We start from the raw sequence: 21,687 nt of genomic DNA, 5'->3' as shown, positions 1-21,687 counted from the left end.
AGTTATTATTTTTAGCGCCGACATAACATGGCAAAGAAATAGTTAACAAGAAAATAACCTGCAAAATGGAGCAGCCATGTCGTCGCATCCCCGCGTTACCCAGCGCGAAAAAGTGCTGGATGAAAACACCACGTTAATGTCCACCACCGATCTGCAAAGCTTCATTACCCACGCCAATGATACTTTCGTTCAGGTGAGCGGTTATTCACTTCAGGAACTCACCGGCCAGCCGCATAACCTGGTGCGCCATCCGGATATGCCAAAGGCGGCGTTTGCCGATATGTGGTACACCCTGAAACAGGGCGAGCCCTGGACCGGTATTGTCAAAAACCGCTGTAAAAACGGCGACCATTACTGGGTGCGCGCCAACGCGGTGCCGATGGTGCGCAACGGTAAAACCACTGGCTATATGTCAATCCGCACCCGCGCCACGCCACAGGAAATCGCCGCCGTGGAGCCGCTGTATCAGGCGTTGCGTGAAGGCAAAGCGAAGCGCCGCATTTATAAAGGGCTGGTGCTACGCAAACATTTTCTCGGCAAACTGCCCGCCATGCCGCTGCGCTGGCGTATCCGCAGCATTATGGGGATTGCCGCGCTGATATGGCTGGCGCTGAGCGCATATGCCATGCCGGGATGGCTGATGGCTTTTGCACCGCTAGTGATTATGGCGCTTGGTTGCATGGCGCTGGAATGGCAGATATCTCGTCCGATTGAGAACGTTGCGCGTCAGGCGCTGAAAGTGGCGACGGGGGAGCATAACAGCATTGAGCACATGAACCGCACCGACGAAGTGGGGCTGACGCTGCGGGCCATCGGTCAACTGGGCCTGATGTGCCGCTGGCTGATTAATGATGTCACCAGTCAGGTGGAAAACGTGCGCAGCGGCAGCGAAACGTTAGCGCGTGGTAATGAAGATCTCAATGAACGCACCCGCCAGACGGTGGTGAACGTCCAGCAGACCGTCACCACCATGAACCAGATGGCGACCTCGGTGCAGAACAACTCCCAGACTGCCGTAGACGCCAATAAGCTGTCCAGCGAGGCCAGCGATGCAGCGCGTCAGGGCGGGCAGGCGATGGAAACCGTGGTGAATACCATGGACGATATTGCCGACAGCACCCAGCGCATCGGGTCGATCACTTCGTTGATTAACGATATCGCGTTCCAGACTAACATCCTGGCGCTGAATGCCGCTGTAGAAGCCGCGCGTGCGGGCGAGCAGGGCAAAGGCTTCGCGGTCGTGGCCGGAGAAGTGCGCCATCTGGCAAGCCGCAGCGCCAGCGCCGCCAACGATATCCGAAAACTGATCGACGCCAGCGCTAGCAAAGTGCAGTCCGGCGCGGTGCAGGTTCATGAAGCGGGGCGCACCATGCAAAACATCGTTGACCAGGTGCAGAACGTGACTCAGCTTATCAGCCAAATCAGCAGCGCCACCTCCGAGCAGGCGCAGGGGCTGTCGGAACTGACGCGCGCGGTGGCGGAACTGGATGACATCACCAAAAAGAACGCGGTACTGGTCGAAGAAAGCGCGCACGTCTCATCGATGGTCAAGCATCGCGCGGCGCGGCTGGAGGATGCGGTTACGGTCCTCCAGTAACGTTCATGACAGATGCCCTGTTCGCAGGGCAACATCCCCCACAGACCCGCGAAAATTCCATCTCATATCAACCTGATATAAACTACCCCCTTATTGCCTCTCCAACCGGATCCCCATGAAAAGCGTGACCGCGTCTGTAGCTGAAACACTGACCCAGGACCTCGCCCTGCGCATCATGCGCGGCGAACTGCAACCGGGCATGTCTATTCCCGGCGAAAACGAGCTGGCGGTGCAGTACAACGTCTCGCGTACCTCGGTGCGCAACGCGCTTCAGGTGTTAGGCGCGAAAGGGATGCTGACCATCCAGGCCAAGCGCCGCAGCACCGTGGCACCCCGCGAACAGTGGAGTTTCCTTGATGCCGATGTGCTGAGCTGGCTGGAGGAGATTGGCATTGACGACGCGCTGATCGAACAGCTGATGATCACGCGGTTGATCTTCGAGCCCAACGCGGCGGCCATGGCGGCGATCAACGCTAACGGGCGCGATCTGGCCGATCTGGAAGACGCCTGGGAAATTATGTCTCAGGGCCAGCAGCAGGATTCCGCCGACCTGTTTAAGCAGGGCGATCTGGCGTTTCATACTGCGATCCTTAAAGCAGGGCACAATCCGTTTCTGTTTTCGGTGGGCAATGCGCTTTCCGCCGCCATGCTGTTTTCCTTTAAGCGCACCCTGGAGCCGGACGTGACGCTGACGCTGGAAGCGGTCAATGCCCACCGTGAATTGATGGAGTGCATACGCCTGAAACAACCGGAGCAGGCGCGCCAGCAGATGCGCCATATTTTGCTCAGCGCGGCGAAGAAACACCTCGGGGATCCGCTGCCGGACCGCCTTCAGCATTTTTTATAAGCCCGTTGATTTTTTCGTCTTTAAATGAAAAAGCCCCTTTTGGGGCTTTTTAGCAATAACTTTACCATCAACGGTAAACCACTTTGTTAGCGTCAGGCGGAATCACCCGTCCTGTTTTGGCGTCGGTGCCGTGGGGTTGTTTTGCCAGGATGAGGTTGCTTCAGCGTCTTCACCCGCCACCACAACATGCGTCCTGCCTTCTTCAATAGCGCGAAAAAGTTGTTCTGCCCGGGCAGCCTGGCGAGCGCGATATTGTTCAAGCCAGTCCCCAGAATTTGGGTGTTCGTAAGACATTTGCCCTCCCGTTAGGCTCCAGCCCAACTTCAATAGTTAATCCTTTATGTTTCTTTTTAATTATAAATCGGCAGTAAATATTTAATAATTTAATATCTGCTGGAACGAAGGTATAAAACCCAACGTTGAAGCGAGTATAGTGGTCAATAATTGCTCTTTCAACACATTTAAGAACCCGGATACCCGCACCTGGTGGTAATTCTTCTGTTCGTCGAAAAGGAGTTTTATTTATTCTGTTAGCTTTAGTATCAAAGGCAACGTCATAATGATGCCCATAAAGTGGAAAAATAAACCCATCGGGAAAAAAGCTGCACAATCATAGGGATTGATCTCTGTTATTTGCGTAAAACGCACCTCATAATCAACTCCTGACACCGTAAACCGCGCTACCTGTAAACGCGGGATTCCATATTCAGCACATTCATCGAAATAAGTCATGATTATTCATCATTCCTCCCTTTTCGATATATTAACGCTTCCTCTAACAGACTAAAAAAATAACCGTAAAATTTGTTGTCATTTTACGAGATATGTTCCGTAACTGAATTCATTTTTTAAAAACCGATCTTTTATAACCCTTAACGCCAGCTTTAGATCTCGATCACAGATCGTCGTCCCGCTTTTGGTCTACATTTCTTGTCATACAAGATTTAATGTTTTGGATTACAAGATGAGCAAAAACTGGCTGGCGGTTGACTGGGGCACGACAAATTTCCGTGCCTGGCTGATGCGCGATTCGGACGTGGTTTCCGTCATCAATGCGCCCTGCGGCTTATTACAGGTTGAAAACGGGCAGTTTGAAGCGGCGCTGCAAACCCATATCGCGCCGTGGACTGCTGAATACGGCGCGCTGCCGATATTGATGGCGGGCATGGTCGGGTCACAGCAGGGGTGGGTCAATGTGCCCTATTGCGAAGGGCGCGCGGATGCACAGCAACTGGCGAAAACTGCTCATACGCTGCGCACTCATTGGGGCAGCCAGGGTTGGATATTACCTGGCGTGGCCGGACACAGCGCCGTGGGTTTGCCGGAGGTGATGCGCGGTGAAGAGATTCAGCTTATCGGCTTGATGGCGCTCGCTCCGGCGGAAAATCACCTTGTCATTTTGCCGGGCACGCACAGCAAGCACGCCACGGTTGAACACAACGCCATTCACCACTTTTCCACCTTTATGACCGGCGAGCTGTTTCAGTTGTTGATGACTCACTCCCTGCTGGGCCGCGATTTACCACCTCAGCAACCTGATAGCCGCGCCTTCGCGCTTGGCGTACAGCACAGCGGTTTAAACGCTCCGCTGAGCCAGTTGCTCTTTTCCGTACGCACCCTGCGCCTGCGCGGTGATATTGCACTCACCGGCGTCGGCAACTACCTGTCCGGGCTGTTAATCGGCCAGGAATTGCGCCAGTGCGCCCCTACGCCCCACTGGATCATCGGCAGCGATGCGCTGAACGCCCGCTATCAGCAGGCCGCGTCACTGTTGGGTTTAGTGATGGAAGCCTTGTCCGGCGAGCGCTGTTTTATCGCCGGGATGAACCAGATACGTCTTTATCTATAAGGAATCGAATGATGGATTACCGCGCCTTTTCGACACTGTGGCAGCAAACGACTCTGCCGCTGATTGCAATATTACGTGGACTGACGCCTGAAGAAGCGCCCGCAGTTGCACAGGGCCTGCTGGCGGAAGGTTTTACCTGGCTTGAGGTCCCGCTCAACAGCCCAGATGCGCTGACCTCAATCACGCTGCTGCGCGAACTCGTGGGTAGCCGGGGCTACGTCGGCGCGGGCACGGTATTAACCGCAGAGCAGGTCGATGCGGTGGCGGACGCGGGTGGGCAAATCATCATTTCGCCCAACATGAGCGTGGAGGTGATTCGCCGCAGCCGCGAGCGCGGGTTGATCAGCATGCCCGGCGTGATCACGCCTTCGGAAGCATTTACCGCGCTCCAGGCGGGTGCCAGCGCGCTCAAACTGTTCCCGGCGGAAACCGTAGAACCCGGCACCCTGAGCGCCTGGCGCGCGGTGTTGCCCGCCGAGGTGGTGTGCCTGCCGGTGGGCGGTATTCAGCCTGACGCCGCGCAAATGCGCACCTGGCGTAATGCTGGCGCGCAAGGTTTTGGTTTGGGCGGCGGGCTGTACCGCCGCGCGGATGACGCTCAGAAAGTACAACAAAAAGCCCGCGAGTATCGCGAGGCGTGGCGCAACAGCCACAGATAACAACACCACCCTACAACATTACTGAGGTCCGTATGATTACAGACGCCACACACAGCGAAAGCCGCAAAAACGAGGTCTACCGTAAAGTCACCCGGCGGCTGATCCCCTTTTTGATCTTATGTTATTTCTTCGCCTATCTGGACAGGGTGAACGTCGGTTTTGCCAAGCTCCATATGCAGGATGCGCTAAACCTGAGCGATACGGTTTACGGCATCGGTGCCGGGATTTTCTTTATCGGCTATTTCATTTTCGAACTGCCCAGCAACCTGCTGATGCAGCGCTTCGGGCCGCGCTTCTGGATCGCCCGCATTATGGTGAGCTGGGCGGTGCTGTCGTGTCTGACCATGTTTGTCACCACCCCGACCCAGTTTTACATCGTGCGCTTTTTGCTGGGCGTGGCGGAGGCGGGCTTCTTCCCGGGCATCGTGTTCTATCTCACCCTGTGGTTTCCGTCATGGCGTTCGGCGCGCACCCTCGGCCTGTTTATTCTGGTTACGCCGCTTTCCACGATTATCGGCAGCCCGCTTTCCGGGTTGATCCTGAAAATGTTTGAAGGCGTGGGCCATCTGCATAACTGGCAGTGGCTGTTCCTGGTTGAGGCAATTCCGTCATTCCTGCTGGCGTTTGTGGTGCTTCGCTACCTTGATAACAACGTGAAATCGGCACACTGGCTAACAGCAGAAGAGAAGGGGATTATCGCGCGCGATCTGGAGCAGGATCGGATCAACAAGATCGCCGCCAACGCCGGGAAAGCGCCCACCAGCCTGAGCGCCATGTTCCGCAATAAATTCGTCTGGCTGCTGGCGCTGATCTTCTTCAGCTTCAACATCGGCTATTACGGGATCAACTTCTGGCTGCCGTCGATCATTAAATCCTCTGGCGTAAAAGATGACTTCGCCATCGGCCTGCTGGCCGCACTGCCGTATATCTTCGGGGCGGCGTTTATGGTCTGGAACAGCCGCCATTCGGATCTGAAACAGGAGCGCCGCTGGCATATCGCCATCCCGGCATTGATCGGCGCGGTGGGGTTGACGCTCAGCGCCTCCAGCAGTGGTTCCACCTTCTGGATGATGGCGTGGATCTGCCTGGCGATGTCCGGCACCCTGGCGCTAATCCCTACCTATATGAGCCTGCCCGGCACGCTGCTTTCCGGCACCGCCGCCGCCGCGGGTATCGCCCTGGTGAACTCCATCGGCAACCTGGCGGGCTTCTTTGGTCCCACGGTACTCGGTTATCTCAAAGACACCACCGGCAGCGCCAACGCCGGGCTGTATATCCTGGCAGGCTTCCTGGTGCTGTGCGCGCCGCTGATGTTCCTGCTGCCCGCCAGGCTGGTAAACCCTAAAGCAAAAGCCGAAACCCCGGCGCAGTTTACAGAATCAGATTCAATCAAGAGAGGTCATATATGAGCAGTTGTGGCGCGGGATGCGGTGGCGGTTGCAGCAGCCACTTTAACCCGGTTCTCAGTGGTGATGACGGCGCGCTGAAGCGCGCCCTGTATAAATCGATGGGTCATACCGACGAGCAACTGCGTCGGCCCGTGATCGCCGTGGTCAACAGCTACACCAACGCCACGGCAGGCCACGCCAACCTTAATGAGCTGACGGCGGAAGTGCTCAAAGGCATCGATGAAGCTGGCGGCGTCGGCATGGTGTTCGGCACCATCGCGCCCTGCGACGGCATCGCCGAAGGGCATCTCGGGATGCGCTACATCCTGGCGGCCCGGGAAGTGATTGTCAGCTCCATCGAGGTGATGATGCGCGCCCACCGTTTCGACGGCATGGTGCTGCTCGGCTCGTGCGACAAAATCGTTCCGGCGATGCTGATGGCCGCAGCGCGTCTCGATGTCCCGGCCATTCTGGTCAACGGCGGGCCGATGTATCCGGCGGAATATAAAGGCAAACACTGGGACGGCAATATCGTCACCGAGGCCATCGGCTGGAAGCGGCGCGGTGAAATCGATGAGGCGGAATTCCGCCATATCGAGGATATCGCCGAGCCGGGGCCGGGCTCCTGCACTATGTACGGCACCGCCAATACCATGTGCTGCATCTCTGAAGTGCTGGGCATGAGCCTGCCAGGTAGCAGCACCTTGCCTGCTATTTCCCGCGAGCGCCGCGACTGCGCTTATGCCACCGGGCTGAGAGCAGTGGATTTGGTAAAAAACGGTGTTAATGCCCGCCAGATCATCACCCGGGAATCGATCCATAACGCCATGGTGTACCTGCTGGCGACGGGCGGTTCGACAAATGCGATCCTGCATCTACAGGCGATCTATTACGAAGCCGAACTGGGCGAACTGCCCCTCGCCGCGTTTGACAAGCTGAGCTACAACGTGCCGCTGGTGGCCTCGCTCTATCCGGCGTCTGAGCACGATATGATCGATTTTTGGGAAGCGGGCGGCGTAGCGGCGGTAGAAAAAGAGATCGCCTCGCTGCTGCATACCGACTGCCTGACGGTGAACGGCCAGACCAAAGGCGAGTGGCTGGCGCAGGTTCCGCGCTCACGCCGCCCGGAGGTGATCCACACGCTGGCGATCCCGGTGCGTAATGAAGCGGGCGTGGCGGTGCTGCACGGCAATTTGTCGCCGCTGGGCTGCGTGGTGAAACCGGCGGCGGTGCCGGAGCACCTGATGGTGTTTTCCGGGCCTGCGGTGGTGTTCAACAGCGAAGACGAATCGGTCGAGGCGATCCTGTCCGGCGATATTCAACCAGGCAGCGTACTGGTACTGCGCTACGAAGGGCCGAAAGGCGGACCGGGGATGCCGGAAATGTATAAGCCAATGAAATGCCTGGAAGGGATGGGCTTGTCTGACAACTGCGCGTTAATCACCGATGGCCGTTTCTCCGGCTCCAATCGGGGGCTGTTCGTCGGCCATATTTCGCCAGAAGCCAGCGACGGCGGCGTGCTGGCGCTGGTGGAGCAGGGCGACATCATCACCATCAATATTCCCGAACGAACCCTGACTTTACAGGCTGATGAGGCCGAGCTGGCGGCGCGTCAGGCCCGCTGGCAACCGGTTGAGAAACAGGTGCCGCGCGGCTTTTTGCGATTGTATCGCCGCTGGGCCGCCCCTGCTGCACAGGGTGCGGTACTGGCTGACCGGGAGGAGAATTTATGAGCCTTGTTGCCGCGATTGAAGGCGTTAACCCGATTGCCGCCGTGCCGTTTCGCCGCGACGGCGAGCTGGATGAAACCAGCTTCAGCAACATGCTGGGGCATCTGGCGGGGACCGGCATCGACGGCCTCACACTGTTCGGCATCGCCAGTGAATTTCCAAAACTGTCGGATGACGAGCGCGAGCGGCTGGCGACGCGGTTTATCAGCGATCTCGCCGGTAGCGGGGTGTTTCGCGCCATATCAGTTACCGATCATTCGACGGAACTGGCGGTAAAGCGCGCGCGCCGCTATCAGCAAATGGGGGCCGACGCGCTGATGCTGCTGCCGCCGTTTTTCCTGAAACCCAGCCCGCAAGCGGTGGCGAGCCATATCGCCCAGGTGCTGGAGGCGGTCACGATCCCGGTGATGGTGCAGTACGCTCCCGGCGAAACCGGCCTGCCGATACCGCCTGAAGAACTGGCTCAGGTGGCGCAGTGCTATCCGCACGCGGTGTTTAAAATCGAATGCAATCCGCCGGTGGACTACACCCGCGAGTTTTTGCAGCAGGCACCCGGCGCCCATGTGCTGAACGGCTACGCCGGGCTGTACATGCTGCAAATGCTGGCGGCGGGCGGCAAGGGCGTGATGCCGGGCTGCTCGTTCAGCGAAGTTTATGTGCAAATTTACCGCGCCTGGCGTGAAGGACGTATCGCGCAGGCGGAGGTGCTGCATCAGCGTTTGCTGCCCTGGATCACTCGCTGGATGAGCCACTGCGAATACATCATTCAGGTAGAGAAAACCATTCTTCAGCAGCGGGGCATTATTGCCAGCGACTACTGTCGTCACCCCGGCTGGGTGCTAACGCCTGAAGATCGTCAGGATATCGGGACGTTTTTGGCGATGTTTTTATAACCCTGTAAGGCCGCTGCCCGGCGGCCTTACATCTGGGCAATTTCCAGCGCGGCTCTGTCGATCACGCCGACAATTCGCTTCAGCGTCTGGGCGTCGATCTCCGACTGATTAACCCGCAAATCCAGCACCGCTTTCATATTATCCAGCGCGCGTTTTAAATCTGGGTTTTTACGCAGCTCGTGCCCAATAGCGCGCGCCGTCATACGTGCGCGGATATGTTCAAGATGCTCACGGTTGGCGTTAAGCCAGGCTTCGCCATCCGGCGTAATAGCGATTTTTTTACGGCCCGCATCGTCATCGCTGAATGCGATAAACGCATGTTCTTCGAGGAAATCCAGGGTCGGATAGATCACGCCAGGGCTGGGCGTGTAGTGGCCGCCGGTCAGGGCTTCGATTTCTTTAATCAATTCATAACCGTGGCTCGCGCCGCGCGTCAAAATATCTAACAGCACCACGCGCAGTTCGCCGTGGCCAAAAAAGCGCGCACGGCGTTTACGCCCTCCGCCGCCGTGGCTGCGTTTCTCGCAAGGCTCATGATGGCGTTCGTCGTCGTGAGCGTGACAGTGATGGGTATGCCGATGTTGATGTCTCATGGCTAGCTCCTTAATTAGATATATCTAATTTATATCTAAAAAAAGAGATAACACAACAATGAAGACGAGTAAAATAATTAATTACCTGTTTTATAATGTTATTTAATGATGATTTAACGATCCGTGCTCAATATCATATCCACTCTAAAAAAAAGTTGCCAGCCGCTCAGATAACAATCATTATCATTTAAAATTCGATATATCTAAAACTTAGCGATCTGGACTGACTATGACAACTTCTTACCCTCAGCGCGTGCGCAACGCGCTGCGTTTTCGCGAAATTACCGTTTTAAGCAGCAGCTATGTCAGCGGTTTTCAGCGTATCGTCTTCGGCGGCGACGCGCTGGCGGGCTTTACCTCACAGGGCTTTGACGATCACATCAAGCTGTTTTTCCCCGAGCCGGGCCAGCCGTTTACTCCGCCGGAAATCACGGAATCCGGGATTGTCTGGCCCGGCGATGCCCGTCCGCAATCCCGCGATTACACGCCGCTGTTTGATGAGCGCACTCAGCAACTGACAATTGATTTCTGGGTGCATGACGGCGGTGTGGCCAGCGCCTGGGCCGTGGCGGCGCGCCCTGGCGATACGCTGTGTATCGGCGGGCCGCGCGGTTCGCTGGTGGTGCCACTGGCGTACCCGTGGCAGCTCTACGTGTGCGATGAATCAGGCTTACCGGCGCTGCGTCGTCGCCTCGAAGCGCTGCGAGACGCGGGCGTACAGGTGCAATGCCGGGCGATTGTCAGCATCACCGATGACGCCTGCGAAGGCTATCTTACCCATTTGCCCGAGGCCAATATCGACTGGGTAATCGGCCATGACGTGGCGGCGCTGGAACAGCATCTTCAGGCCATCACCTGGCCGACGGAAGACTATTTCGTCTGGATCACTGGCGAAGGCAAACTGGCGAAAAGCCTGGCGGATCGCTATACCCGCCAGCTCGACCAACAGTTAGTGCGCGCCGTCGCGTACTGGCACGCCTGATCGTCTGCGTTAACGCACGGCAAGCTGGCCCATAGCTTGCCGTTTTGTTACATCCGTTACATATTACCAACATGAATATTGCCACCTGAACCTGATGGCGCATTATGGCGCGGTTCAGTAAGGGGAACCGTCATGATTGGTGTGGTATTAGTGGATGACCATGTGGTCGTTCGGTCCGGTTTCGTCCAGCTACTCAGCCTGGAAGAGGACATTACGGTGCTGGGCCAGTACAGCAGCGCTGCCGAGGCATGGCCTGCGCTTTCGCGCCAGCCGGTGGATGTGGCGGTACTGGATGTGGCCATGCCCGATGAAAACGGGTTAAGTTTGCTTAAGCGTCTGCGCGCCCGCCAGCCGGGTTTCCGCGCCATTATCCTTAGCATCTACGACACCCCGGCATTTGTGCAAAGCGCGCTGGATGCGGGCGCGTGCGGCTATTTGACCAAACGCTGCGGCCCGGAAGAGCTGGTGCATGCGGTACGTTCAGTGGGGCTTGGCGGACACTATCTGTGCGCCGACGCGTTAAAAGCGCTGCGCGGCGGTGCGGAACCGGCCCGCGTATTGCAGGTGTTAACGCCCCGCGAGCGCGAAGTTTTCGATCTGCTGGTGCGCGGCGAGAGCGTTAAATCCATCGCGCTACAGCTCGATCTCAGCCATAAAACGGTCCACGTCCACCGGGCCAACGTGCTGGGCAAATTGCAGTGCGCCACGACCATTGAACTGGTGCATTTTGCCCTGGAACATCAGTTGCTGACGGGGCATTGATGCGCCGTTCTCTTCGCCAGGTTGTGCTGTCGCTGTTTATCATGCTCGCCTGGGGGCCAGGCTGGCTGATGCTCTGGACTATCAGTTTTTATCTCACCCGCAACGGCCAGCAGGCGGCGTTGCTGTTGCCTCACGGCGTCCAGTTGGCGCTGCTGATTTTGCTGGCGCGCCGCTACTGGCCTGCGCTGTTTATCCCGCAAATCGGCCTGTCGCTGTGGCTGTGGCACGAGCAGTTAATCAACGGCGGCGCGATGGCGTTCGCGCCGTTTATCACCGCCGTTCCGGCATTGCTGACCCAGTATTTCTGGCACCGCTTCCCGCTTTACTGGCAACGTTTGTCGCTATTGCTAAGCGCGGTGGCGGGCGCGGCGTTGCTCAATACTCTGCTATTGACGCCGTTTATCGAAAGCCGCGCCACGCTGATTTTACTGGCGTCGTTCACCGGCGGCGTGCTGCTGACACCGTTTGTCTATTTGATATTCGACTATCTCCGCCAGCAGCATCGCTACCAGTTGCTGGGGCTGGAAACCCGCAACCCGCCGCTGCGCGCCTCGCTACTACTCTGGTGCAGCCTGTTTTTTATTATCGGCATTGGCACGCAAATGGTGCTGTCGCCGGAAATCGAACGGCTGCTGCTGATTGTGGTGTTTTTACCCAACGTGGTGATGGCCTGGAAATTCGGCTGGCAGGGTGGCGTGCTGGCGGCGCTGCTCGGCAGCATGATGATCACCACTGCGCGCCAGGTGGGCAGCGGTTTTAGCGACTTAATGGAGCTGGAGATTTTCCTCTCCACCCAGGCGCTGCTGGGCATCGGCCTCGGCATCGCCATCAGCCGTCAGGAACAGCTCGCCAGCAATCTCGATCACTACCGCCAGCGGCTGGAAGTCGAGCTGGACGCGCGGCGGGCGCTGACCGAAAAACTGATCCATGCCGAAGAAGATACCCGCAAGCAGCTGGCCCGGGAGCTGCACGATGAGATCGGCCAAAACATCACAGCGATCCAGATTCAGTCGCAGCTGGTGAAGCGGGTGAGCGATAACCGCACCGCGCTGATGGCAGGGGAACAAATCAGCGAGCTGGCCCAGCGCATTCATCACTCCACGCGCCAGCTGTTGCGCCAGTTGCGCCCGCCGGTGCTCGATCAAATGGCGCTGGATGAAGCACTGCACCATCTGGTGCGTGAATTTGCGTTCCCCGAGCGCGGCATTCGCTGCCGTTTCCACTATCAACTTGCCGCGCCGCCGGACAACGAAACCGTGGTGTTTACCCTGTATCGCCTGTTGCAGGAACTGCTGAACAACGTGGCGAAACACGCCCAGGCCACGGAAGTGGACATCACCCTCAGCCAGTCGCCCGGCTTCGTGCATCTGGTGGTGAGCGATAACGGCGTCGGTGTCCCACCTGGCCGCGCGCCGGGGTTTGGCATTCAGGGCATGAGCGAACGGGTGCAGGCGCTGGGCGGCGAACTGCTGCTGGAAAGCCAGTCAGGCGTACGGGTAACTGTTAACTTGCCCACACTTTTGCCACAAAACCCGCTCTAACCAGGAAAAAGTCTTAGTCACCCTGGAACGACTCTCATCCCTTTTAGCGGGCCATTTCCTACATTCAACGGGCCGGAGACAGCCATGGACCACCTGACTATGTCCAACGCAGAAACTGCAAAACGCTATCGCGCCGTCAGGCCGCGGCTGCTGTTGGTGATGATTGTCGGCTATGCGGCGTTTTACCTGACGCGCAAAAGCCTGAATTTCATCCTGCCCGCGCTCCAGCTCGATTTAGGGCTGAGCAAAAGCGATATCGGCCTGTTGGGTTCGCTGTTTTATCTCTCCTACGGGCTGTCGAAATTCGCGGCGGGGTTGTGGCATGACGCCCACGGTCAGCGCGCGTTTATGGGCATCGGCCTGTTCGCCACCGGCCTGTTGAACGTGCTGTTCGCGTTTGGCGACAGCCTGACGCTGTTGTTGATTATCTGGACGTTGAACGGCTTTTTTCAGGGCTGGGGCTGGCCACCTTGCGCAAGATTATTAACCCACTGGTATTCGCGTAATGAGCGCGGCTTCTGGTGGGGATGCTGGAACACCTCTATCAATATCGGCGGGGCGATTATCCCGCTGATCAGCGCGCTGGCCGCGCACTGGTGGGGGTGGCAGGCCGCGATGCTGACACCAGGGATCATCAGCATGGCGTTAGGCGTTTGGCTGTACCGGCAATTGCCCGGCACGCCAAACGAAGAGGGGTTGCCCGGCGTGGGGGAATGGCGTCACGACCCGCTGGAACTGCGCCAGCAAGAGCGCAGTCCACCGATGTCGCTGTGGGCCATGTTACGCACCACCATGCTGCAAAACCCGATGATCTGGCTGTTGGCCGGGTCGTATGTGCTGGTGTACCTGATTCGCATCGCGCTGAACGACTGGGGCAACATCTGGCTTTCTGAAACCCACGGCGTCAATTTACTCAGCGCCAACGCCACGGTGATGCTGTTTGAAGTGGGCGGGTTGCTGGGGGCGCTGTTTGCCGGATGGGGATCGGATTTGCTGTTCAGCGGGCAACGCGCGCCGATGATTTTGCTGTTTACCCTCGGGTTGATGGTCTCGGTCACCGCGTTGTGGCTCGCGCCGGTACATCACTATGCATTACTGGCGATGTGTTTTTTCGCCATCGGTTTTTTTGTTTTCGGCCCGCAGATGCTGATTGGTCTTGCGGCCGTGGAATGCGGTCATAAAGGGGCCGCGGGCTCGATTACCGGTTTTCTCGGCCTGTTTGCCTACTTAGGGGCGGCGCTGGCCGGTTGGCCGCTGTCGAAACTCACCGAAGTATACGGCTGGTCCGGCATGTTTGTGCTGTTGTCGGTGGCCGCCGTGTTGATTGGTTTATTGCTGATGCCGCTACTGATGGCGGGCATCAACGCACAGGACCGCCAGTACCACGCCACGGACCCGGCGAGCTTACCTCCAGACACCTGACAGAAGGATAACAACATGAAATTGACAGCCCTCTCTGCTCTGATTGCCGCAGGCGTGACGCTGGCGACATTCAGCCACGCGGCGGATGCTAAAGGACGTTTAGTGGTGTATTGCAGCGCCACCAATGAAATGTGTGAAGTGGAAACCAAAGCGTTCGGCGAGAAATATGACGTGAAAACGTCTTTTATCCGCAACGGCTCGGGCAGTACGCTGGCGAAAGTGGATGCCGAGAAGAAGAACCCGCAGGCGGATGTGTGGTACGGCGGCACCCTGGATCCGCAGTCTCAGGCGGGTGAAATGGGCCTGCTGGAAGCCTACAAGTCGCCGAACCTGGAGCAGATCATGGAGAAATTCCGCGATCCGGCCAAAGTGAAAGGCAACCTGTCGTCGGCGGTTTACGTGGGCATTCTCGGCTTTGGGGTCAACACTCAGCGCCTGAAAGAGAAAAACCTGCCGGTGCCGAAGTGCTGGAAAGATCTGACCAAACCAGAATACAAAGGCGAAATCCAGATTGCCGATCCGCAAAGCTCCGGTACGGCGTACACCGCTCTTGCTACCTTTGTCCAGCTGTGGGGCGAAGATCAGGCGTTTGATTACCTGAAGCAGCTTAACGGCAACATCTCCCAGTACACCAAATCCGGCATTGCCCCGGCGCGTAACGCCGCCCGCGGTGAAACCGCCATCGGCATCGGCTTCCTGCATGACTATTCGCTGGAAAAAGAGCAGGGCGCACCGCTGGAACTGATTTCACCGTGCGAAGGCACCGGCTATGAAATCGGCGGCGTCAGCATCCTGAAAGGCGCGCGTAACATCGACAACGCCAAACTGTTCGTGGACTGGGTATTGTCGAAAGAAGCCCAGGAACTGGCATGGAAAAAAGGCAAGTCTTACCAAATCCTGACCAACACCACGGCGGAAACCTCGCCGCTGTCCCTGAAGCTCGACGATCTGAAACTGATCAACTACGACATGGACAAATACGGCTCCACGGATACGCGCAAAGCGCTGATCAACAAGTGGGTCAACGACGTGAAGATGGGCAAGTAACCGTACGCGGGTGAGTTCCTCACCCGCCTTTTCCCCCTGCCGACGAGGCGTGTATGTCTGAAACATTACTTTTGCGTCCCGCGCAGAAGCGGGAGGCTATTTTCGCCTGGGTGCTGCTGGGACTGCTGGCGTTCGCGCTACTGCCAAGCTGGAGCCTGGACTATGGCCTGATGGAATCCACCTCCGACGAGATCCTGGATGCCTATGGCTGGTCGCACTGGAACGTCAGTGTGCTGTGGTATTTATTGCCGTGTGTGCTGTTGTTGCGGCCTTTGCATGAATCGCGCCGTGAACAGCGCTCGCGCCACTGGTTTGATGCGCTGTGGGCGCTGGGCTGCATGGCGTTTGTGGTGATCAGCGCCACGGTGATTGGGCGCGGCATGGGCTACGCCACCATCGTGCTGTTTATCGCCTTAGGCGCCATTGCCACGCTGGCGTTGACCCGGCTGGAATTTCTCGGCGGCGACCAGTTCGTTATCGGCTCGCTGATTGCCATTATCGCGCTGATCGGCGTGTTCATCGTCTGGCCGAGCATTGCGATCTTCATCCCGATGTTCACCAACGACGTGGGCGAGTTCGCTCCGCTGGCGTTTATGGCGGTGCTGGGGCAGGCGCATATCCTGCAAGTTATCGCCAACTCGATCATGCTGTCTATGGCGGTGGGCGTAGGCTGTACGTTCTTCGGGCTGGTGCTGGCGATTTACACCACCCGCATCGCCAAACGCAGCGCCATTATCGGGCGCATCTTCTCCATTCTGCCCATCGTCACGCCGCCGTTCGTGGTGGGGCTGGGCGTGACGCTGATGATGGGCCGTTCGGGCTACGTCACCGAATTAATGGTCGACTGGTTCGGGCTGACCAACACCAACTGGCTGTACGGTTTCACCGGGATTTGGCTGGCGCAGGTGCTGGCGTTCACCCCGATGGCGTTTATGATCCTCGACGGCGCGATTAAAACCATTCATCCGTCGCTGGAAGAGGCGTCCTACACGCTGCGCGCCAACCGCTGGCAGACCTTTATGTCGGTATTTATGCCGCTGCTGAAACCGGCCATGGCCAACGCCTTTCTGATCGTGGTGGTGCAATCGCTGGCGGACTTCAGTAACCCGCTGGTGCTGGGCGGCAACTTCGACGTGCTGGCGACGCAAATTTACTTCTACATCACCGGCTCGCAGCTCGACTACCAGGCGGCCAGTACCCTCGGCGTGTTCCTGCTGCTGTTCTCGCTGCTGGTGTTCTGCATCCAGTATATGTGGATTGGTAAGCGTTCTTACGTCACCGTGTCCGGCAAATCCTATCGCGGTGATGTGCAGCCGCTGCCGGTGGCGCTGGTGTGGAGCGTAATCGGTCTGCTGGCGGTGTGGATTGCCTTCAACGCCCTACTGTACGGCAGCATTTTCTACGGCAGCTTCACTGTTAACTGGGGCGTGGATTACACCCTGACGTTGGACAACTTTATCAAACTGTTCGGCCAGGGCATGGACGACGGCGCATGGCCTTCGCTGCTCGACACGCTGCTGTACGCCGGGATCGCCGCGCCGATCACCGCCATCTTCGGCTTGCTGATCGCCTGGATCGTGGTGCGCCAGCAGTTCAAAGGCAAAAAGACCATCGAGTTCACCACCATGCTGTGCTTCGCGGTGCCGGGCACCGTGGCGGGGGTTTCCTACATCCTGGCGTTTAACAGCGCCCCGGTGTACCTGACCGGCACGGCGGCGATTGTGATTATCTCTATGGTGATGCGTAACGTGCCGGTGGGGATCCGCGCCGGGATCGCAGGCCTGGGGCAGATCGACAAATCGCTGGATGAAGCCTCGCTGAGTCTGCGCGCAGGGTCGCTGCGTACCATCGTCAACATCCTGCTGCCGCTGCTGCGCCCGGCGATCCTGTCGGCGCTGATTTACAGCTTTGTGCGCGCCATTACCACCGTCAGCGCCATTGTGTTCCTGGTTACGCCAGACACCCGCGTGGCGACGGCCTATATCCTGAACCGCGTGGAAGACGGCGAATACGGCGTGGCGATTGCCTACGGTTCGATTTTGATTGTGGTGATGCTGGCCATCATCTTCCTTTTTGACTGGCTGATTGGCGAAGCGCGTATTTCGCGTTCCAAAGCCAAAAACCAGGCGTAATCACGGAGCTTAACCATGACGCATCATTTTGTTGAATTACGTAATGTCACCAAACGGTTTGGCAATAACACCGTGATCGACAACATCAACCTGGCGATCCCGCGCGGCGAGATGGTCACGCTGCTGGGCCCGTCGGGCTGCGGCAAAACCACGGTGCTGCGCCTGGTGGCCGGGCTGGAAAAGCCCAGCGAAGGGCAGATCTTTATCGACGGCGAGGACGTGACCCATCGTTCCATTCAGCAGCGCGATATTTGTATGGTGTTTCAGTCGTATGCGCTGTTCCCGCATATGTCGCTGGGCGAAAACGTCGGCTATGGCCTGAAGATGCTCGGCGTGGGGCGCGCCGAGATCAAACAGCGTGTGAAAGAGGCACTGGCGATGGTCGATCTCGATGGGTTTGAAGATCGCTATGTGGATCAGATCTCCGGCGGCCAGCAGCAGCGCGTGGCGCTGGCCCGCGCCCTGATCCTCAAGCCGAAAGTGCTCCTGTTCGACGAACCGCTGAGTAACCTCGACGCCAACCTGCGCCGCAGCATGCGCGATAAAATCCGCGAGCTGCAAAAGCAGTTCAATATCACCTCGCTGTACGTGACTCACGACCAGAGCGAAGCGTTCGCGGTGTCGGATACGGTACTGGTGATGAACAAAGGCCACATCATGCAGATCGGTTCGCCGCAGTCGCTGTATCGCCAGCCCGCCTCGCGCTTTATGGCGAGCTTTATGGGCGATGCCAACCTGTTCCCGGCCCAGTTCGGCGCGGACTATGTTGATATTTACGGCTACCGCCTGCCGCGCCCGGAGAACATTGCGCCGATGGGCGAGGGCACCGTGGGTGTGCGTCCGGAGGCGATTACCCTCGGCACACACGGCGAAGAGAGCCAGCGCTGCGTGATTCGCCACGTTGCCTATATGGGGCCGCAGTATGAAGTGATTGTCGACTGGCACGGGCAGCAGATCCTGTTGCAGGTTAACGCCACGCGTTTACAGCCGGATGTGGGCGAGCACTATTATCTGCAAATCCATCCCTACGGTATGTTTGCCCTGGCGGAGAGTCACTGAAGCCTGGAACGCATTCCTGAAGCAGTGCAGCGGCAAAAAAATACCCCGCTATGATGGCGGGGTTAAACGAGGCCTGTTGCGTCCTTTAACAGACGTCTTAATACCGGTTACTCTATTCCAGAATGCCGGTAATAATGAGAGATAACGTGGCCTTTGCGCGGATTCGGAATTTATTGGGAATAAGAAAAACGCATGAACAAGACGCCGATTCTATTTATGCTCTGGCGATAAATATCGCGTTTTAGCGTATCAGATTTTAGGTATTTATTTAGAAAAGGACTTTTTTGCCCAAGGCAAAACAATACCGCAAAATAATCCTTCACCTGCACAAACATCCTCAGTCTCTTCAAAATCGCGCCATGTTAGGTTAACGACATCGTATTTGGTCGTTTATACCCGTCATTAAGGTAGTTGCACATGGCCCGCTATTATTTTTCCTGCCCTGAAGTTTATTTTGGCGAAGAGGCAATGACCTCTCTGAGCCAGTTTAATGATAAACGCGTCGGCATCGTGACCGATGATTTTATGGTGTCATCGGGTAAAACCCGCTATTTGATCAACCACATGCCTCAGGCATCGGTGTGTATTTTCGGCGAGGTCAAACCCGACCCGGATATCGATATTTTGACCGCCGGCGCGGCGCGCTTTAAAGCGTTTAAACCCGATGTGATTATCGCCCTCGGCGGCGGCTCGTCGTTGGACGCGGCGAAGGGGATTAAGGTCACGCTGGAGGAGTATTTTGCCGATCATCCCATTGATTTGATCGCCATTCCCACCACCAGCGGATCCGGCTCTGAAGTGACTGCCTATGCGATCATTTCCGATCCGCAAAATGGCCGAAAATATCCGCTGATCTCCGAACACCTGGTGCCGGATATCGCCATTCTCGATCCTAATCTGGTATTAACCGTGCCGCGCCATGTGGCGGTAGATACCGGACTGGACGTGCTGACCCATGCCATTGAAGCCTTTGTCTCCACCGGTGCCAACGACTTCAGCGACGCGCTGGCGGAAAAAGCCATCGCGCTGACCTGGCGCTATCTGCCGCAGGTGTTTAACGACGAAAAAGACATTGCGGCGCGCACCCATATGCATAACGCCTCCTGTATGGCGGGCATGGCGTTTAACTCCGCTGGGCTGGGGTTGGTTCACGGCATGGCCCACGCTATCGGCGGGATGCTGCATATTCCGCACGGCAAAATCAACGCCATGCTGCTGCCGATGATTATCGATTTCAACAGCAAACAGGCGAGCGCGGAAACCCGCGACCGCTATCACCGCTGTGCGCAGATTATGGGCATTGACCATGCAATACCGGAGCAGGCCATTGCGTTAATGACCCAGGCGATCCGCCAGATCAACCGCTATTTCGGCATCCCCGCTACGCTCAGCGAACTGGGCACTGACCGGGCGAAAATTACCGCGTTGCGTACCGCGCTGGTGAACTCGGCGTTGGCCGACGGCTGCACCGCATCGAATCCGCGCCGGGCAACGGCGCAGGACGTAGAGGCGCTTATCGATCAGATCGCGGGCTAACAGGACAACTTTGTCCGGCCTGTAAGAAGCGGTCAAAAAAGTCCTGCTGATAAACAAAAACCGGGCGTCGTTACTCCTTATTCTGATCAACAGACGCCCCGTACCCATGAAATAACCCAATAACCAGGTCGTTCCCGTTATGAATTACACCGAACAACAAGCTGAATGGATCACCCAACAAATCCTGCAGGAACTCGCCGCCAGGAAAAGCCCGGCAGCCTCAGCGTCTGCCGCCGCGCCCGTCGCGCTGGATATCCCGGTGGGCGTGTCCAACCGCCATGTACATCTGTGCCGTGAAGATATGGACATCCTGTTCGGCTACGGCTCCACGCTGACCCGCTTTAAAGCGGTTAAACAACCTGGTCAGTACGCTGCGGAAGAAATGGTGACGCTGCGCGGGCCGAAAGGCGAACTCAGCAAAGTACGCGTGTTGGGGCCGCTGCGCAGTACCACGCAGGTGGAAATTTCCGTCGCCGATGGCTTCGCGCTGGGTGCCAAAGCGCCGGTGCGTATGTCGGGGGATCTGCTGGATTCGCCGGGCATTGAAATCATCGGCCCGAAAGGACGGGTGGTGAAACACAACGGTACGATCGTCGCCTGGCGTCATATTCATATTTCGCCCGAGGAAGCCGAACTGCACGGCCTGCGCGACGGGATGGAAATTGACGTGCAATCCAATGGCCCGCGCGGCGGCGTGCTCAGTCACGTGGTGGTGCGCGTCACGGCGGATGCGGTGCTGGAACTGCATATCGATGTGGAAGAGGCCAACGGTTTCGGCCTGCGCAACGGCGACACCGTACGCGGCATCAAACAGGACGCGCGTCATGGCTGACACCCCCGAAAACCGCCGTTTGCACGAACTGGCTGCGCTGATTGACAGCGGAGAATGCCGGCCCTGCACCGGTGCGTTGAAAGTGGGTGTGGATCTCGGCACCGCCAATATTGCAATTGTGGTGGTGGATCAAGATAACCAGCCGGTAGCGGGGGTGACGTATCCCTCCAGCGTGGTGAAAGACGGCGTGGTGGTGGATTACCTGACCGCCAGCCGGGTCGTAACGCGCCTTAAACATATTCTCGAAGAGAAACTGGGCCGCACCCTGGAACGCGCGGCCACCGCCATCCCGCCGGGGATCTCCGAAGGCAATACTAAAGTGATCGTTAACGTGGTGGAGTCGGCGGGTTTTACCGTGACCAATGTGCTCGATGAACCGGTCGCTGCCGCCAGCGCGCTGAATATTAAAAACGGCGCGGTGGTGGACGTAGGGGGCGGTACGACCGGCATGAGCATTTTGAAAAGCGGCAAAGTGACCTTCAGCGCCGATGAACCCACCGGCGGCAGCCATATGACGCTGGTGATGGCTGGCGCGCTGGGCTTGCCCTATAGCGAAGCAGAAGAGATGAAAAAGGATCCGGCGCAGGAAGCGCAGGTTTTTGCCCTGGTGCTGCCCGTGGCCCAAAAGATGGCCAGCCTGGTGTCGGGGTGGCTCGCCACGCAGCGGGTAAAAAATATCTACCTGGTAGGCGGCGCGAGCAGCTTTAGCCAGTTTGCCGCCGTGTTCAGCAAAGAAACCGGCAAAAACGTGATTGCTTCGGTGGAGCCGCTGTTAGTGACGCCGTTAGGCATCGCCATGAACGCAGGGAAGGGATAAC

Annotated in this window: 20 protein-coding genes; 17 read left to right on the top strand and 3 right to left on the bottom strand. The window is 57.6% G+C overall.

The genetic code is table 11. The annotated features are described in order from the left end of the window. Window positions 1–76 precede the first annotated feature (76 nt). Complete coding sequence (locus ACVV26_RS18895) at window positions 77–1,597, top strand: methyl-accepting chemotaxis protein (RefSeq protein ID WP_474798778.1); 1,521 nt, start codon at window positions 77–79, stop codon at window positions 1,595–1,597. A gap of 115 nt (window positions 1,598–1,712) precedes the next feature. Then, window positions 1,713–2,444 (top strand): FadR/GntR family transcriptional regulator, encoded by a 732-nt coding sequence (locus tag ACVV26_RS18890; protein WP_474798776.1) that lies wholly within the window; start codon window positions 1,713–1,715, stop codon window positions 2,442–2,444. Window positions 2,445–2,546: 102 nt separating this feature from the next. On the opposite strand, the gene ACVV26_RS18885 is transcribed toward ACVV26_RS18890, so the two are convergent. Further along, the gene (locus ACVV26_RS18885) at window positions 2,547–2,738 is read right to left on the bottom strand and encodes a hypothetical protein (protein WP_474798774.1); all 192 of its coding nucleotides are present in this window, start codon (window positions 2,736–2,738) and stop codon (window positions 2,547–2,549) included. A 228-nt stretch (window positions 2,739–2,966) separates the two neighbouring features. Continuing rightward, window positions 2,967–3,176 (bottom strand): hypothetical protein, encoded by a 210-nt coding sequence (locus ACVV26_RS18880; protein WP_474798772.1) that lies wholly within the window; start codon window positions 3,174–3,176, stop codon window positions 2,967–2,969. Window positions 3,177–3,408: 232 nt separating this feature from the next. Here ACVV26_RS18880 and ACVV26_RS18875 point away from each other — a divergent pair, with 232 nt between their 5' ends. Genes ACVV26_RS18875 through ACVV26_RS18855 form a run of 5 tightly spaced genes read left to right on the top strand, consistent with a single transcriptional unit; the run spans window position 3,409 to window position 8,963 of the window. Next, complete coding sequence (locus tag ACVV26_RS18875; RefSeq protein WP_474798770.1) at window positions 3,409–4,293, top strand: 2-dehydro-3-deoxygalactonokinase; 885 nt, start codon at window positions 3,409–3,411, stop codon at window positions 4,291–4,293. Window positions 4,294–4,301: 8 nt separating this feature from the next. Continuing rightward, complete coding sequence (locus ACVV26_RS18870; protein WP_474798768.1) at window positions 4,302–4,952, top strand: 2-dehydro-3-deoxy-6-phosphogalactonate aldolase; 651 nt, start codon at window positions 4,302–4,304, stop codon at window positions 4,950–4,952. 32 nt (window positions 4,953–4,984) lie between these two features. Continuing rightward, window positions 4,985–6,361: an MFS transporter gene (locus tag ACVV26_RS18865; protein WP_474798766.1), complete on the top strand. Its 1,377-nt coding sequence runs from the start codon at window positions 4,985–4,987 to the stop codon at window positions 6,359–6,361. After that, window positions 6,358–8,073, top strand: coding sequence for a dihydroxy-acid dehydratase (gene ilvD, locus ACVV26_RS18860; protein ID WP_474798764.1), 1,716 nt, complete (start codon window positions 6,358–6,360; stop codon window positions 8,071–8,073). Before ACVV26_RS18865 ends, ilvD begins: the two co-directional genes overlap by 4 nt. Beyond that, a complete protein-coding gene (locus tag ACVV26_RS18855; protein ID WP_474798762.1) occupies window positions 8,070–8,963 on the top strand; it encodes a dihydrodipicolinate synthase family protein in 894 nt (297 codons plus the stop codon). The genes ilvD and ACVV26_RS18855 overlap by 4 nt, the downstream gene beginning before the upstream one ends. 26 nt (window positions 8,964–8,989) lie before the next feature. Here ACVV26_RS18855 and ACVV26_RS18850 read toward each other — a convergent pair whose 3' ends face one another. Then, the gene (locus tag ACVV26_RS18850; protein WP_474798760.1) at window positions 8,990–9,556 is read right to left on the bottom strand and encodes a helix-turn-helix transcriptional regulator; all 567 of its coding nucleotides are present in this window, start codon (window positions 9,554–9,556) and stop codon (window positions 8,990–8,992) included. Window positions 9,557–9,785: 229 nt separating this feature from the next. On the opposite strand from ACVV26_RS18850, the gene ACVV26_RS18845 reads away from it, so the two are divergent. The 10 genes from ACVV26_RS18845 (at window position 9,786) to eutJ (ending at window position 21,686) form a co-directional block, all read left to right on the top strand. Further along, the gene (locus tag ACVV26_RS18845; protein ID WP_474798758.1) at window positions 9,786–10,538 is read left to right on the top strand and encodes a siderophore-interacting protein; all 753 of its coding nucleotides are present in this window, start codon (window positions 9,786–9,788) and stop codon (window positions 10,536–10,538) included. Window positions 10,539–10,670: 132 nt separating this feature from the next. Next, window positions 10,671–11,300, top strand: a complete 630-nt coding sequence (locus ACVV26_RS18840; protein WP_312981770.1) for a response regulator transcription factor — start codon at window positions 10,671–10,673, stop codon at window positions 11,298–11,300. Beyond that, complete coding sequence (locus ACVV26_RS18835; protein WP_474798756.1) at window positions 11,300–12,841, top strand: MASE1 domain-containing sensor histidine kinase; 1,542 nt, start codon at window positions 11,300–11,302, stop codon at window positions 12,839–12,841. Before ACVV26_RS18840 ends, ACVV26_RS18835 begins: the two co-directional genes overlap by 1 nt. Window positions 12,842–12,940: 99 nt before the next feature. Further along, window positions 12,941–14,263 carry an MFS transporter family glucose-6-phosphate receptor UhpC gene (uhpC, locus tag ACVV26_RS18830; RefSeq protein ID WP_312981837.1) on the top strand — a complete coding sequence of 441 codons (1,323 nt, stop codon included), beginning with the start codon at window positions 12,941–12,943 and terminating at the stop codon, window positions 14,261–14,263. 15 nt (window positions 14,264–14,278) lie between these two features. Beyond that, window positions 14,279–15,310, top strand: coding sequence for an ABC transporter substrate-binding protein (locus ACVV26_RS18825; protein WP_125293760.1), 1,032 nt, complete (start codon window positions 14,279–14,281; stop codon window positions 15,308–15,310). Window positions 15,311–15,363: 53 nt separating this feature from the next. Beyond that, window positions 15,364–17,442, top strand: a complete 2,079-nt coding sequence (locus ACVV26_RS18820; protein WP_474798754.1) for an ABC transporter permease — start codon at window positions 15,364–15,366, stop codon at window positions 17,440–17,442. 15 nt (window positions 17,443–17,457) lie between these two features. Next, window positions 17,458–18,501: a ferric ABC transporter ATP-binding protein gene (gene fbpC, locus ACVV26_RS18815; protein WP_474798752.1), complete on the top strand. Its 1,044-nt coding sequence runs from the start codon at window positions 17,458–17,460 to the stop codon at window positions 18,499–18,501. 417 nt (window positions 18,502–18,918) lie between these two features. Next, the gene (locus ACVV26_RS18810) at window positions 18,919–20,037 is read left to right on the top strand and encodes a 1-propanol dehydrogenase PduQ (RefSeq protein WP_474798750.1); all 1,119 of its coding nucleotides are present in this window, start codon (window positions 18,919–18,921) and stop codon (window positions 20,035–20,037) included. Between the two features lie 139 nt (window positions 20,038–20,176). After that, complete coding sequence (locus ACVV26_RS18805; protein WP_474798748.1) at window positions 20,177–20,869, top strand: phosphate propanoyltransferase; 693 nt, start codon at window positions 20,177–20,179, stop codon at window positions 20,867–20,869. Continuing rightward, window positions 20,862–21,686 (top strand): ethanolamine utilization protein EutJ, encoded by an 825-nt coding sequence (gene eutJ / locus ACVV26_RS18800; protein WP_474798746.1) that lies wholly within the window; start codon window positions 20,862–20,864, stop codon window positions 21,684–21,686. The genes ACVV26_RS18805 and eutJ overlap by 8 nt, the downstream gene beginning before the upstream one ends. Window position 21,687: the final 1 nt, after the last annotated feature.

The organism is Atlantibacter sp. MEI4A-1023 (assembly GCF_056155425.1).
Note: the sequence above shows the minus strand (reverse complement) of the source record. Positions and strands in the feature narration are given on the sequence as shown.

Coding starts and splice junctions, on each gene's coding strand:
- ACVV26_RS18895 (WP_474798778.1), top strand. CDS start 77: ATGTCGTCGCATCCCCGCGTTACCCAGCGCGAAAAAGTGCTGGATGAA.
- ACVV26_RS18890 (WP_474798776.1), top strand. CDS start 1,713: ATGAAAAGCGTGACCGCGTCTGTAGCTGAAACACTGACCCAGGACCTC.
- ACVV26_RS18885 (WP_474798774.1), bottom strand. CDS start 2,738: ATGTCTTACGAACACCCAAATTCTGGGGACTGGCTTGAACAATATCGC.
- ACVV26_RS18880 (WP_474798772.1), bottom strand. CDS start 3,176: ATGACTTATTTCGATGAATGTGCTGAATATGGAATCCCGCGTTTACAG.
- ACVV26_RS18875 (WP_474798770.1), top strand. CDS start 3,409: ATGAGCAAAAACTGGCTGGCGGTTGACTGGGGCACGACAAATTTCCGT.
- ACVV26_RS18870 (WP_474798768.1), top strand. CDS start 4,302: ATGATGGATTACCGCGCCTTTTCGACACTGTGGCAGCAAACGACTCTG.
- ACVV26_RS18865 (WP_474798766.1), top strand. CDS start 4,985: ATGATTACAGACGCCACACACAGCGAAAGCCGCAAAAACGAGGTCTAC.
- ilvD (WP_474798764.1), top strand. CDS start 6,358: ATGAGCAGTTGTGGCGCGGGATGCGGTGGCGGTTGCAGCAGCCACTTT.
- ACVV26_RS18855 (WP_474798762.1), top strand. CDS start 8,070: ATGAGCCTTGTTGCCGCGATTGAAGGCGTTAACCCGATTGCCGCCGTG.
- ACVV26_RS18850 (WP_474798760.1), bottom strand. CDS start 9,556: ATGAGACATCAACATCGGCATACCCATCACTGTCACGCTCACGACGAC.
- ACVV26_RS18845 (WP_474798758.1), top strand. CDS start 9,786: ATGACAACTTCTTACCCTCAGCGCGTGCGCAACGCGCTGCGTTTTCGC.
- ACVV26_RS18840 (WP_312981770.1), top strand. CDS start 10,671: ATGATTGGTGTGGTATTAGTGGATGACCATGTGGTCGTTCGGTCCGGT.
- ACVV26_RS18835 (WP_474798756.1), top strand. CDS start 11,300: ATGCGCCGTTCTCTTCGCCAGGTTGTGCTGTCGCTGTTTATCATGCTC.
- uhpC (WP_312981837.1), top strand. CDS start 12,941: ATGTCCAACGCAGAAACTGCAAAACGCTATCGCGCCGTCAGGCCGCGG.
- ACVV26_RS18825 (WP_125293760.1), top strand. CDS start 14,279: ATGAAATTGACAGCCCTCTCTGCTCTGATTGCCGCAGGCGTGACGCTG.
- ACVV26_RS18820 (WP_474798754.1), top strand. CDS start 15,364: ATGTCTGAAACATTACTTTTGCGTCCCGCGCAGAAGCGGGAGGCTATT.
- fbpC (WP_474798752.1), top strand. CDS start 17,458: ATGACGCATCATTTTGTTGAATTACGTAATGTCACCAAACGGTTTGGC.
- ACVV26_RS18810 (WP_474798750.1), top strand. CDS start 18,919: ATGGCCCGCTATTATTTTTCCTGCCCTGAAGTTTATTTTGGCGAAGAG.
- ACVV26_RS18805 (WP_474798748.1), top strand. CDS start 20,177: ATGAATTACACCGAACAACAAGCTGAATGGATCACCCAACAAATCCTG.
- eutJ (WP_474798746.1), top strand. CDS start 20,862: ATGGCTGACACCCCCGAAAACCGCCGTTTGCACGAACTGGCTGCGCTG.